At 71.4% G+C, this 12,961-nt stretch carries 11 protein-coding genes and 1 other RNA gene; 10 read left to right on the top strand and 2 right to left on the bottom strand.

What is annotated here, in order from left to right; all coding sequences use genetic code 11:
• The first annotated feature begins 27 nt into the window (after positions 1 to 27).
• Positions 28 to 837, top strand: coding sequence for a TerB family tellurite resistance protein (locus tag ACI6GS_RS09035; protein ID WP_439817462.1), 810 nt, complete (start codon positions 28 to 30; stop codon positions 835 to 837).
• Positions 838 to 888: 51 nt separating this feature from the next.
• Here ACI6GS_RS09035 and ACI6GS_RS09030 read toward each other — a convergent pair whose 3' ends face one another.
• Together ACI6GS_RS09030 and ACI6GS_RS09025 are read right to left on the bottom strand one after the other, a co-directional pair.
• Entirely contained in the window at positions 889 to 3,057 is a 2,169-nt protein-coding gene (locus tag ACI6GS_RS09030) for a TonB-dependent receptor (RefSeq protein WP_439817461.1), read from the bottom strand.
• Between the two features lie 72 nt (positions 3,058 to 3,129).
• Complete coding sequence (locus ACI6GS_RS09025; RefSeq protein WP_439817460.1) at positions 3,130 to 3,531, bottom strand: hypothetical protein; 402 nt, start codon at positions 3,529 to 3,531, stop codon at positions 3,130 to 3,132.
• Between the two features lie 148 nt (positions 3,532 to 3,679).
• Here ACI6GS_RS09025 and ACI6GS_RS09020 point away from each other — a divergent pair, with 148 nt between their 5' ends.
• The 9 genes from ACI6GS_RS09020 to ACI6GS_RS08980 all read left to right on the top strand — a co-directional run bounded on the left by ACI6GS_RS09020 (position 3,680) and on the right by ACI6GS_RS08980 (position 12,959).
• Positions 3,680 to 4,546, top strand: coding sequence for a DMT family transporter (locus tag ACI6GS_RS09020; protein ID WP_439817459.1), 867 nt, complete (start codon positions 3,680 to 3,682; stop codon positions 4,544 to 4,546).
• Entirely contained in the window at positions 4,543 to 5,286 is a 744-nt protein-coding gene (locus ACI6GS_RS09015; protein WP_439817458.1) for an N-acetylmuramoyl-L-alanine amidase, read from the top strand. The genes ACI6GS_RS09020 and ACI6GS_RS09015 overlap by 4 nt, the downstream gene beginning before the upstream one ends.
• Positions 5,287 to 5,294: 8 nt before the next feature.
• Positions 5,295 to 5,702: RNase P RNA component class A (rnpB, locus tag ACI6GS_RS09010), an RNA gene on the top strand.
• Between the two features lie 350 nt (positions 5,703 to 6,052).
• Positions 6,053 to 6,517 (top strand): division/cell wall cluster transcriptional repressor MraZ, encoded by a 465-nt coding sequence (locus ACI6GS_RS09005; protein ID WP_439817457.1) that lies wholly within the window; start codon positions 6,053 to 6,055, stop codon positions 6,515 to 6,517.
• Positions 6,514 to 7,509 (top strand): 16S rRNA (cytosine(1402)-N(4))-methyltransferase RsmH, encoded by a 996-nt coding sequence (gene rsmH / locus ACI6GS_RS09000; protein ID WP_439817456.1) that lies wholly within the window; start codon positions 6,514 to 6,516, stop codon positions 7,507 to 7,509. The genes ACI6GS_RS09005 and rsmH overlap by 4 nt, the downstream gene beginning before the upstream one ends.
• On the top strand, positions 7,506 to 8,291 hold the full coding sequence (gene ftsL, locus ACI6GS_RS08995) for a cell division protein FtsL (protein WP_439817455.1): 786 nt from the start codon (positions 7,506 to 7,508) through the stop codon (positions 8,289 to 8,291). Before rsmH ends, ftsL begins: the two co-directional genes overlap by 4 nt.
• Positions 8,288 to 10,057 carry a peptidoglycan D,D-transpeptidase FtsI family protein gene (locus tag ACI6GS_RS08990; protein WP_439817454.1) on the top strand — a complete coding sequence of 590 codons (1,770 nt, stop codon included), beginning with the start codon at positions 8,288 to 8,290 and terminating at the stop codon, positions 10,055 to 10,057. Before ftsL ends, ACI6GS_RS08990 begins: the two co-directional genes overlap by 4 nt.
• Complete coding sequence (locus tag ACI6GS_RS08985) at positions 10,057 to 11,511, top strand: UDP-N-acetylmuramoyl-L-alanyl-D-glutamate--2,6-diaminopimelate ligase (RefSeq protein WP_439817453.1); 1,455 nt, start codon at positions 10,057 to 10,059, stop codon at positions 11,509 to 11,511. The genes ACI6GS_RS08990 and ACI6GS_RS08985 overlap by 1 nt, the downstream gene beginning before the upstream one ends.
• Positions 11,508 to 12,959, top strand: a complete 1,452-nt coding sequence (locus ACI6GS_RS08980) for a UDP-N-acetylmuramoylalanyl-D-glutamyl-2,6-diaminopimelate--D-alanyl-D-alanine ligase (protein ID WP_439817452.1) — start codon at positions 11,508 to 11,510, stop codon at positions 12,957 to 12,959. The genes ACI6GS_RS08985 and ACI6GS_RS08980 overlap by 4 nt, the downstream gene beginning before the upstream one ends.
• Positions 12,960 to 12,961: the final 2 nt, after the last annotated feature.

Raw genomic sequence — 12,961 nt, 5'->3', positions numbered from 1 at the left:
TGCGCGGCAGCAGTTGCAGCCGGGCGGATGCCCAGGGAGCGTGGCACGATGGAATTGTGGGGCAAGCTGATCGGCAGTGCGGCGGGACTGGCCCTGGGTGGGCCGGTCGGCTTCCTGCTGGGCGGGCTGGCCGGCCATGCCTTCGACGTGATCCGCGACGACTGCCTGCACCATCACGACGCCGTCGGCGCGCCCGAGGGCGAGGACGGTGAGGCGCCGCGCCCCGAGCATGGCATTGCCTTCACCATCGGCGTCATCGCCCTGAGTGCCAAGATGGCGCGCGCGGATGGTGAGGTGACGCGCGACGAGGTGGCGGCATTCCGCGACATATTCGAGGTCCCCCCGCACGAGGCGCGCAATGTCGAGCGCGTGTTCGACCTGGCCAAGCAGGACACCCTGGGCTGGGATTCCTATGCGGCACAACTTGGGCGCCTGTTCCGCGGGCGACCCGCCGTGCTGGAAGACCTGCTGGACGGGCTGTTCCACATCGCCAAGGCCGATGGCCACGTCACGGCCGCGGAACTGGCCTATCTGGAGGGCGTGGCCCGGGCCTTCCACTTCACCGCAGACGACTTCGCCCGCATCCGCGAGGCGCACCTGGGTGCTGACGAGGCCGATCCCTATGTCGTGCTGGGCGTCGCCCGCGACATCTCGGACGAGGCCCTGCGCAAGGCGTGGAAGGCCCTGGTGCGCCGCCACCATCCGGACGCCCTGATCGCCCAAGGCCTGCCGCCGGAGATGATCGCCGTGTCGGGACAAAGGCTGGCGGCGATCAACGCGGCCTTCGACCACATCGTCCGGCTGCGCGGCATTGCCCGCGTGCCCAGCCCGGCCTGAGCGCGCAGCAGCGCCGAGGCCGGGCGGGATCGGGCGAAGCGACCCTTGGTCCTAGAACCGGTATGTCGCGCGCAGGCTGAACGCGCGCGGCTCGCCCGGCAGGACGCGATCGTCGGTCAGGATCGCGTAAACAAAGGCATTGTCGCTGTAGTAGTAGACCTCGTCGAACAGGTTGCTCAGCACGGCGTCCAGGCGCAGCGCGCCGAACTCAGCGCCCGCGCCGATGTCCACGGTGACGTAGTCGGGCAGCGTCACCGCGCTGCCGTCCAGGATGCGCCGGTCCCCGACATAGTTGAGGGCCGCGCGCAGGTCCAGCCAGTCGAAGCTGGCGCGCGTGGCCAGCGTCAGACGGTGCTCCGGCGTCTCGCCGATGCGGCGGCCGATCATCGCGGCGTCGGTCGATTCCGTGATGGTGCCGTCCTGGTAGGCATAGCCCAGCTGCAGCCACCAGTCGGGCAGCGGCGACCATTCCCCCTCCAGCTCGAAGCCCTGGACCCGGTGCTGGCCATCCTGGACCTTGAACCCGTTCAGGGCATTGGCGGGATCGGGGTCGGGCACGGCAACGTTATCGCGGTGCAGACGGAAAGCGGACAGGCTGCCACTCCAGGTCTCGCGCGTGACGCGGACGCCGATCTCGGCCTGGTCGGAGGTTTCGGGCGCGAAGGCGGTGCCGTCCGCCTTGCGTGCGCCGATCACCCATTCCAGGTCGTAGCCGGTGCTGTAGCCGCCAAACAGCGACAGACCGCCGCCCAGGTCATAGGTCGTGCCCGCCTGCCATGACGTGTTGGAGAAGCGGGCCGAGCTGGGAGCAGTGAAGAAGGCGGTGATGAATTCGTTGTCGTTGTCCGTTTCGGAATGACGGACGCCCAGCACGACCGACCAGTCGCGCGTCAGCTGCACCTGGTCCTGGGCATAGAGGGCATAGCCGCTCAGCCGCGCATCGGAGGTGAAGCCGAATGCGCCGGTCGGTGCGCCGCAGCCATAAGTGGGGTTCAGCACGTCGATGGGACCGACGCCGCAGGGCACCTGGCTTTCCGAGCGGAAGAGGACCCGCTCGTCGCTGGTCTCCACGCCCATGAGCAGAGTGTGCTCCAGGCCGAAAGCATTGGCCCGTCCGGCCAGGTCCAGCTGACCGATGATGAAGCGATCCTTCTCGCCCGCATTGCGCCCGGCCCGGCCGATCCGCGTGGGCTGGCCCGCGACCGGCCCGGTCAGGATGGTCGAGCGGCTGACATTGTTGAACTCCGAGTACTGGAAGCGCGGCGTCAGCGTCCAGCCGTCGCCCAGGCCGATGTCGACCCAGGCCTGGACCAGCGGCGCGCTGTTGTCCTGGACGTTGTAGTCCGGCTCGCCCAGGAAGGTGGAACGCGGCACCCGCGCCACACCGTTGCTGATGACGGTCCCGACGGTCGGCAGGCCGGGATTGTTCAGCGACTCGCGATGCTGGTACTCGGCGACCAGGTGGGCCGACAGGAACGGCGCCGGCTGCCACGCCAGGGCCAGACCGACATTCTCGCGGTCGACGTCGATGAAGTCGGTGAACGAGCCCGAGCGTTCCACCTCCCCCGTCAGGCGGAAGCCCAGCGTCTCGCTCAACGGCCCGCCAATGTCGAAGGCGCCCTGGCGCTGCTCGTCCGTCCCGGCGGTCAACGACACGGACCCCTCGAACGTCTCGGGCGGCGCCCGCGTGATGATCGAGACCAGGCCACCCACGCCCCCCTGTCCGTAGAGGACGCCGGACGGGCCTTTCAGCACCTCGATCCGCTCGATATTCGAGAGGGCCGAGGAATCGACGTCCTGGTAGTAGCGCTGGCGGATGCCGTTGCGCATCTGGGTCGCCTGCAGCCCGCGCACACGCAGGGTGCCGCTCGCGCCACTGCCGATCCGGCTGCCCGCGGCCGTCACCGACGGCACGCCGCGCAGCGCCTCGTCGATCGAGCGCGCGCCCGAGGCGGCAATCTCCTCGGCCTCGATCACCTGCACGCTCTGCGGCAGCTGCCCTGGGGTCAGGCCCGACTTCAGGCCGACGGGTTCCTCCGGCGCCGTCACCACGAGGGGGTCGAGTTCAAGCACGGCATCGGCCGCGTCCGCGGCGGGCGGGGCTGCGGCGGGGTCCGCCGCCGCCGCGGCATGGGCCACGAGCAGGGCGAAAAGGCCGGCCGAGCTGGCCAGCAGGGAATGCGGCAGCCGGAGCGGCTGCCGGGTCACGGACAGGGTCATGGCAAAGGGTCCTGATCCCGCGCGCCGGGGTTCGGCGCGGCGGTTGCGTTCCAACGACGGGGTGCAGATCGATCAGGAAGCGGCAGGCGGTCCGTGCGGTGGCGGCCACAGCGCGACCCGGCGGCCGCAGCGGACCCCCGGAAGCACGGCGCGGACACGCGCGATGACATAGGCGACCAGCAGCGCCAGCAGCACGGGGTCGAGTGCGGCCAGGGCCGGGGTCGACAGGCCGGCAAAGGCGCACGGCATCTCTGCCTTCTGGTGGCTGGCCCGGGCGGGCGCATCGTCCCCGCCGGACACCGGCGCCAGGATGATGCGGGCGCCCTGGCCAGTGCACAGCGTGATGACCATGGCGCCGTCTGCCATGCCCGGCATGAAGCCGGGCGGTATCAGCACCTTCATCGCCAGGGCGGCGCAGACCAGCCACAGGGCCAGCCAGCGATGCCGGGTCAGGAGGGCGCGGAACAGGGTCACGGTGATGGTCTGTAGCCATGCGGCGCGTGCATGTCGAGCCCGACCGCGTCGCTCCGATCAGGGCGGGCGGCGTTGCGCCCGCCTGCGCAATGCCGCCATGCGGGACCGGGAGTGGTCGCCCGGAACCCGGGGGGGTATTCCAGGACCGATGCGTCCTGCCCACGTGGCCCTGGTCCTGATCGTGAATACGATGTGGGGTCTCAACTTCCTGGTCGTGAAGTTCGGGCTGGCCGAGCTTCCGCCCATCCTGTTCAGCGCGCTGCGCTTCTGCGGCCTGGCCCTGTGCCTGCTGCCGTTCCTGAAGCCGGTGCCAGGGCAGATGCGCCTGATCGTGGCCATCGCCGTGCTGGCGGGTGCCCTGCATTTCGGCCTGGTGTTCTATGGCCTGGCGCATTCCGACGTCAGTTCGGCGGCCATCGCGCTGCAGCTGAACCTGCCGTTCATGACGATCCTGTCGGTCGTGCTGCTGGGCGAGCGGATCCGCTGGCGCCGCATCCTGGGCATCGTCCTGGCCTTCTCGGGCGTCATGGCGATGGGCTTCGACCCGCATGCGTTCGATCATGTGGGGCCGCTGCTGATCTGCGTGGCGGCCGCGTTTTCGATCGCACTCGGTACGATCCTGATGCGCATCGTGCGCGACGTGAACGCCTTCCAAATGCAGTCCTGGATCGCGGCGATCAGCGGGCCCGCCCTGCTGGCCATGTCTTTCGCGCTGGAGACCGATCAGGGGCCGGTGCTGGCGGCGGCAAGCTGGACGACCTGGGGCCTGGTCGCGTTCACGATCATCGGGACGTCGCTGATCGGGCACGGGGGCATGTTCTACCTGATCCAGCGCTACCCGGTGACGACCATGGCACCGCTGACCCTTCTGGCGCCGGTCATTGGCGTCGTCTCCGGCATCGTCGTCCTGCACGAGCCGCTGACGACGCAGATCGCCACCGGCATCGTCCTGACCATGGCGGGGCTGGCCATCATCACGATCCGCGACAAGCGCCTGAGTGCCGAGGGAACATGATCCACTACGACCGGCATTCGCCCAATTTCGACGAGCGCGGCCCGGTGCGGGTCGACATGCTGATCCTGCACTATACCGGCATGAGCGGTGCTGCCGCCGCGCTGGACCGGCTGTGCGATCCCGAGGCGCGCGTCTCGGCCCACTACCTGGTCGACGAGGACGGCCGCATCCATGCCCTGGTCGAGGAGACGAAGCGCGCCTGGCATGCCGGCGTCGCCTGCTGGGCCGGGGCGCATGACATCAACGCCCGCTCGATCGGCATCGAACTGGTCAATCCCGGGCACGAGCACGGCTATCGCGACTTCCCGGAGGCGCAGATGGCCTCTGTCCGCCGCTTGGCGCGCGACATTGTCGACCGCCACGGCATCCAGCCCGAGCGGGTGCTGGGCCATTCGGACGTCGCGCCCGATCGCAAGCAGGACCCGGGCGAGCGCTTCGACTGGCGGGGGCTGGCCATGGTCGGCGTCGGCCTGTGGCCAGAGGGAGAAACGCCGGAACCCGGCCGCGGCCCCGTCCTGGCGCCCGGCGACCAGGGCGAACCGGTGGCCGAACTGCGTCAGGCATTGGGCCGCATCGGCTATGACTTGGCCCCGGGCGAGACGTTCTGCGCACGGACGGGCGTCGTCCTGACCGCCTTCCAGCGCCATTATCGGCCAGAGCGGGTGGATGGCCTGGCCGATGCCGGGACGCGGTGCCGCCTGTTCCGCCTCTTGAGCCGGATCGACGCCCGGTCTAAGTGATGGGCCTGCTAGACGGCCGGACGGCCGCCGCTTGCGTTTTCGCGAGGGGAGGAAAGTCCGGGCTCCACGGGAACAGGGTGCCGGGTAACGCCCGGCGGGGGCGACCCCAGGGATAGTGCAACAGAGAGCAGACCGCCGGCCGGGGCCCCTTTGGGGGTGGCGCCGGCAAGGGTGAAAGGGTGCGGTAAGAGCGCACCGCGGACCCGGTAACGGGGACGGCATGGTAAACCCCACCCGGAGCAAGACCGAATAGGGGTGGCACGCCACGAGCCAGCGATGGATCGTGGCAGATCATGTTCCCGGATCGCCGCCCGGGTTGGTCGCTTGAGGTGTCCGGCAACGGGCATCCTAGAGGAATGGTCGTCGTCCGGGGTCCGCCCCGGTCACAGAACCCGGCTTACAGGCCGTCTGGCAGACCTGTGCCCGCGCATCCCGATACCACCCCAAACGCGCCCCTGGCCTGGGCGATATGCGCGCGGAGCGTGCATATCACGTGCCACCGGCGGAACATCTTCATGAACGTTTCAAGAACAACCACGGATGGTTCCGCATGCCATCCGCACGCCTGGGGCCGCTGCGGCGTGGGCGAGGGGCAACATCCCGGAACTTACGGGACTGTCACAGGAATTGCCGGCCCATGACCATGTAACCAGGGGGTCATCCCGTTGACGCCCATATGGCCCCATGATATCCCAGACCAGCCCGGAAACGGAGCCATGGGACCTCTTCCCGCGGCCTGGTCCAAGGCGGGGTTGGGGGTGCGTACATGCGCCTGTTCATGTCGACCACGACGAACAAGGTGGATGGGAAGGGCCGGGTTTCCGTGCCTGCGCCCTTTCGCCAGGTCGTGGCCGGCACGACCTTCAACGGCGTTGTATTGTACCCGTCCCTGAGCGTCGATGCCATCGACGGTTGCCCCATGGAACGCATCGAGGAACTGAGCCGCAGCATCGACCAGTTCAACCCATTGGGCGATTCCCACACAAGCTTCGCCGCCTCGATCATGGCGGCGGCAACGCCGCTTGCCTTCGACGGCGACGGGCGCATCCAGCTGCCGGAGGACCTGATCACCTTTGCCGGGATCACCGACCGCGCCAGCTTCGTGGGCCTGGGCCAAAGCTTCCAGATCTGGGAGCCGGAGGCGTTCCGCGCGTTCCAGGCCAAGGCACGCGAGGAAGCCCGGCAGAAGCGCGACGACCTGCGCTGGGCACCGCCCCGGGTAACGCAATGACCGCCCGCCCGCGCAGGCCAGCCGGCCGCACCGACTTGGCCGTTGGCGCCCACGTCCCCGTCCTGCTGGACGAGGTGATCGCGGCGCTGGAGCCGGGGCCCGAGCGCCTTTATGTCGACGGCACGTTCGGCGCCGGCGGCTATTCCCGCGCGATCCTGGCGGCGCAGGCGCAGGTGATCGGCATCGACCAGGACCCCGCGGCGATCGCGGCCGGCCAGGCGATGGTGGCCGAGCATGGCGGCCGCCTGACCTTGATCGAGGGGCGCTTCGGCGACATGGAGCGGCTGCTGGCCGAGCGCGGCCTGGGGCCCGTCGACGGCGTGGCGCTGGACCTGGGCGTGTCGTCCCGGCAGCTGGATGATGGCGCGCGGGGCTTCTCGTTCCGCATGGACGCTGCCCTGGACATGCGCATGGGCACGGGCAGCCGTACTGCCGCCGACCTGGTCAACGACCTGGAAGAAGGTGCGCTGGCCGACCTGATCTATCGCCTGGGGGAGGAGCCGGCCTCGCGCCGGATCGCCCGCGCCATCGTCCGGGCGCGACCCATCGGCCGCACGCTGGAACTGGCGGACCTGGTCGCGCGCGCCGTGGGCGGCCCGCCGGGCAGCCGGACACATCCCGCGACGCGCACCTTCCAGGCGCTGCGCATGGCGGTGAACGAGGAGCTGGAGCAGCTCGACGCCGGCCTGGACGCGGCCGAGCGCGTGCTGAAGCCGGGTGGCCGCCTGGCCGTGGTCGCGTTTCACAGCCTGGAGGACCGGGTGGTGAAGCAGTTCCTGGCCACGCGCAGCGGGGACCAGCCGCGCCCGTCCCGCTACCTGCCCGACGCACCCGCCAACGATCCCGGCAGGCCGCCGACCTTCCGCCTGATGCGCCGCGGCGCACAGAAGCCGGGCGAGCGCGAGCTGGCCAGCAACCCCCGCGCCCGTTCGGCCCGCCTGCGCGCGGCCGAACGCACCACAGTCCCCCTGCCCCAAGGAACCCCGCGATGAGCCGCGTCCTCACTTTCGGCGCCCTGGCCCTGGCTGCGCTGACGGCGGGAGGCCTCTACCAGGTGAAGTACCAGGTGCAGGCGCTGGAGCGCGAGGCCAACAGCCTGGCGCGGGAAGTGCGCACGACCCGGGCGGCGATCCAGGTCCTGGACGCCGAATGGTCCTACTTCAACCAGCCCGACCGGCTGGAGGGACTGAACACCCGCCACCTGCAGCTGGGCCCGACCACGCCCCGCCAGATCGTGCGCATCGACGAACTGCCGTTCCGGCCGGCGCCGGCCCCGGGCGCCGCACCGGTTGCGCCGCCCGCCATCGCGCAGGGCATGCCGCAGCCGGGCCCCGCGATGGCAGCCCTGGCGCCAGGCCAGGTGGTCGCCCCGACGGCGGTCGCCCCCGGTCGCCCGCCGATCCCGCTGGCCAAGCCCGCCGCGCCGCCGCCGCGCCCCGCCCTGGCCGAGGTGACGCCACCCAGCGCCGCCCAGCCGGCGCCGTCGCAGGCAGCCCCGGCACGGACCACCGCTCCGGCCCAGGCGGCTCCGGCCCAGGCAGCCCGGCGACCGGCGCAAGGTGCACCCGCCAGCCCCGGCCTGGCCCCGCCGCCCCGCACCGAGCGCACCGCCCAGGCGCGCCCGCCGCAGAACCGCGCACCGCAGGAACGCGCGCCACAAGGCGGCATGATCCAGCCCGTCGCCGCGACCAGCGGCACCGCGGGCAGCCCCCGCCTGTCGGCCGGGGCGATCCAGCAGGCGATCGACGAAGGATTGCTGGGGGGGCTGGAATGATCGGCGGAGCATTCGTCGCCGGCCTGTGGTCGCGCACCCAACGGCTGATCCAGCGACTGCGGGGACGGCACCCCGACCACGCCTTCGCGGACTGGGAGGACTTCCACCGCGCCGACGCGCTGGACGGCACCGGCCGCCGTGTGATCGACCGTGGCCGCGACCGCCTGATCGTTGCGGCGGCGCTGTTCGGCCTGGGCTTCCTGGTGCTCAGCCTGCGCCTGGTCGACCTGGCCCTGTTCGGCAGCGATGGCCAGGCGCAGGCCAGCCGCCGCGCGCCCACCATCGTGACCGAGCGGGCGGACATCGTCGACCGCAACGGCATGCTGCTGGCGACCGCCCTCGACACCGCCTCGCTCTTCGCCGATGCAAGCAAGATCCTGGACACCGGCATCGCCGCGCGCGAACTGGCGCAGGTCCTGCCCGGGCTGAACGAGCAGGACCTGCTGGCCAAGCTGAACACCCGGCGCAGCTTCATCTGGATCCGGCGCAACCTGACGCCGGACCAGGAATACCAGGTCAACAACCTGGGCCTGCCGGGGCTGGCCTTCCAGCGCGAGCCCAAGCGGATCTATCCGCATGGCCGGCTGGCGGCGCATGTCCTGGGCTTTGTCGACATCGACAATCACGGCCTGGCGGGGGTCGAGGCCTTTTTCGACGAACGCCTGCGCAACCCCGATCCCGACGATCGCCGGCTGGCGCTGTCGATCGACCTGCGCGTGCAGCATGCCCTGACCGAGGAACTGGCCAACGCGGTCGAGACCTATGGCGGGATTGGCGGTGCCGGCGTCATCATGGACGTCCGCACGGGCGAGGTCGTGGCGCTGGCCTCCCTGCCCGACTTCGATCCCAACTATCCCAACAGCGTCGCCCCCGACGCGCGGTTCAACCGCGTGACCCTGGGCGTGTACGAGATGGGATCGACGTTCAAGACGTTCACCACGGCCATGGCGCTGGACACGGGCGTGGTCGGGTTGAACGGCGGCTATGACGCCACGCACCCGATCCGCTATGGCCGGTTCACGATCAGCGACGACCACCCCAAGGCACGCTGGCTGACGGTGCCTGAAATCTTCATGTATTCGTCCAACATCGGCTCGGTGCGCATGGCGCTGGCCGCGGGGACGCAGACCCAGCGCGACTTCCTGGGGCGCCTGGGACTGCTGCGCCGGTCCAGCCTGGAGCTGCCGGAGCAGGGCTCGCCGCTGGTGCCCAATCCCTGGCGCGAGATCAACACCATGACGATCTCGTTCGGCCATGGCCTGTCGGTGACGCCGCTGCAGATGACCAGCGCCTTCTCCGCCATCGTCAATGGCGGCGTGCTGCTGCAGCCGACCCTGGTCCGGGTCGATCCCGACCGGCCGCCGGCGGGCATGCGCGTCATCTCGTCCGAGACGTCGAACGCCATGCGCCGCCTGCTGCGCCTGGTGGTGGAGAGCGGCACCGGCCGCCGGGGCGAGGCCGCGGGCTATTATGTAGGCGGCAAGACCGGCACGGCCGAGAAGGCGGTCAGCGGCGGCTACCGCCGCAACGCCACGCTGTCGTCGTTCCTGGCCGCGTTCCCGATGCAGGAGCCGCGCTTCGCCGTCCTGATCATGATCGACGAGCCCAAGGGCAATGCCGAGACCCATGGCTTCCGCACCGGCGGCTGGGTCGCGGCGCCGGCGGTGTCGCGCATCGTCACCCGTATCGCCCCCCTGATGGGCGTCCCCCCCGTGCCGACGGGCGAGCAGTCGCTTCAGGCGGCGCAACTCGTCTCGGCGCAGTGATGGGCCAGCCCGCGATGCGCCTGGACCTGCTGGCAGACGATCCCGCCCTGCCCCCGATCGAGATCGGTGGCCTGACCGCCGACAGCCGGGCCGTGGTGCCCGGCGACCTGTTCGCGGCGCTGAGCGGCGCCCACGCGGACGGCCGGCGCTATGTCGCGCAGGCGGTCGAGCGCGGGGCCGTCGCCGTGCTGGCCGCACCGGGGGAGATGGACCTGCCGCCCGGTATCGCCCGCATCGTCGACGCCGAGCCGCGCAGCCGCCTGGCCCGCATGGCGGCGCGCCAGTACGCGCCGCAGCCGGAGACGCTGGTCGCCGTCACCGGGACCAATGGCAAGACGTCCGTCGCCAGCTTCGTGCGCCAGATCTGGGCGGGCCTTGGCCACCGCTCGGCCAGCATCGGGACGCTGGGCGTGGTGGCCGAGGGGATCGACATCGACCTGGCCATGACCACGCCCGACCCCGTCGCACTGCACAAGGCGCTGGCGACCCTGGCGACCGCTGGCATCACCTGCGCGGCGCTGGAGGCGTCGAGCCATGGGCTGGACCAGCACCGGCTGGACGGCTGCCGCTTCCAGGCGGCGGCGTTCACGAACCTGACGCGCGACCACCTGGACTATCACCACGACCTGGACGCCTATCGCGCGGCCAAGCTGCGCCTGTTCGCCGACCTGCTGCCCGCCAGGGGGACGGCCGTCATCAATCGCGACTCGCCCGAGTTCGAGGCATTCGCGTCCGTGTCGAGGGGGCGGGGTCAGCGCGTGCTGGCGGTCGGCGGGCAAGGGGCCGACCTGATCCTGAACGCGCTGACCCCGTTATCGACCGGACTGGAGATGTCCGTCACGTACCAGGGCTGGCGGGGGACGCTGACCCTGCCGCTGGCCGGGACGTTCCAGGCGTCGAACGCGCTGGTGGCAGCGGCCCTGGTCATCGCCTGCGGAGCGGAGGCGCGCGACGTCCTGCCCCAGCTGGAGCGGCTGGACGGCGTGCCCGGCCGGCTGGAGCGCGTGGGCGTGCATCCCGGCGGCGCACCGGTCTATGTCGACTATGCCCACACGCCCGACGCACTGGAGACGGTGCTGAGCGCACTGCGCCCGCACGTGACCGGGCGGCTTGTCGTGGTCTTTGGCTGCGGTGGCGACCGCGATCCCGGCAAGCGGCCGCAGATGGGCGCCATCGCCGCGCGCCTGGCCGACCGGGCGATCGTGACCGACGACAATCCCCGCAGCGAGCAACCGGCCGCGATCCGCGCCGCGATCCTGGCGGCCTGCGCGAACGGGATCGAGATCGGCGACCGGGCCGAGGCGATCGCCACGGCCGTCGCGGACCTGGGTGCCGGCGACGTGCTGCTGGTGGCGGGCAAGGGCCACGAGCAGGGCCAGACGGCCGGCGGCGTCACCCGCCCCTTCGACGACCGCGTCCAGGCGCGCCGCGCCCTGCAGGCAGTATCCGCATGACCGCGCCCGCCCTGGACCGCACCCCCCGCGCGCAGGCGGCCGACGCCCTGTGGACGGCGGCCGAACTGGCCGCCGCCACCGGCGGCCGCGCGCAAGGCGACTGGCAGGCGACAAGCGTCGAGATCGACAGCCGCCAGGTCCAGCCCGGCGCGCTGTTCCTGGCTCTGCCCGGGACGGTGCAGGACGGGCACGACCACGCCGTGGCGGCGCTGGGCCAGGGCGCGGCCGGCCTGCTGGTATCCCGGCCCGTGCCCGGCCTGCCGCCCGATGCGCCGCTGGTCATGGTCCCGGACACGATGGCCGGCCTGACCGACCTGGCCGCAACGGCCCGGGCCCGGGCGCCGGCGCGCGTCGTCGCCGTCACCGGCAGCGTGGGCAAGACCGGGACCAAGGACATGCTGGCCCTGGCGCTGGGGCGGTCCGGGCCCGTCCATGCCAGCGTGCTGTCCTACAACAATCATGTCGGCGTGCCGCTGACCCTGGCGCGGATGCCGGCCCCGACCCGCTATGCCGTGCTGGAGATCGGCATGAACCATGCGGGCGAGATCACGCCGCTGAGCCGCCTGGCGCGGCCGCATGTTGCGATCGTCACGACGGTCGAGCCGGTTCATATCGGTCATTTCGGCTCGGTCGAGGCGGTCGCCGATGCCAAGGCCGAGATCTTTGCCGGTGTCGCGCCTGGCGGCGTTGCCGTCCTTAATCGCGACAACCACCAGTTCGACCGCTTGGCCGCCGTCGCCCGCACGGCCGGGCTTGAGATCGTCACCTTCGGAGCCGAGGCGGCGGACGTGCGCCTGCTGAACGTGGTCCTGGGTGATGACCTGAGCACGGTGCAGGCCGATGTGGCCGGCACGCGACTGACCTATCGCCTGGGCGCACCCGGGCGCCACCTGGTGCAGAACAGCCTGGCCGTGCTGGCCGCGGTGCGCGCCGCGGGCGCCGACCTGGCCCTGGCCGGCCTGGCCCTGGGCGAGTTCCGGGCCCCGCCGGGCCGCGGCCGCCGGCACCAGGTCCAGCTGCGCCAGGGCAGCTTCACCCTGATCGACGAGAGCTACAACGCAAGCCCGGTGTCGATGCGCGCGGCGCTCGACCTGCTGGCCCGGGCGGAGCCGGGCGCGCGCGGGCGCCGCATTGCCGTCCTGGGGGACATGCGCGAGCTTGGCCCCGACGCGACCCGATTCCATGTGGACCTGGCGCCCGCCGTTGCCGCCGCCCGGCCCGACCTGGTCTTTGCCGCCGGGCCCGAGATGGAGCACCTGGTGGCCGCCCTGCCCCCGGGACCTGCGCCGACCCACCGCGCCGCCGCGGCCGAACTGATCCCACTGCTGACCGCCATCGTCCGCCCGGGCGATGTCGTGATGGTCAAGGGCTCGCTCGGCAGCCGGATGCAACCCGTGACCGCCGCCCTGCTCGGCCTCGCCGTCGAACCGCGCGAGGGCCAGGACTAGAC

This window comes from Zavarzinia sp. CC-PAN008 (genome assembly GCF_051903925.1).
Lineage (GTDB): Bacteria > Pseudomonadota > Alphaproteobacteria > Zavarziniales > Zavarziniaceae.
This window is presented reverse-complemented; position numbering and strand designations above follow the sequence as displayed.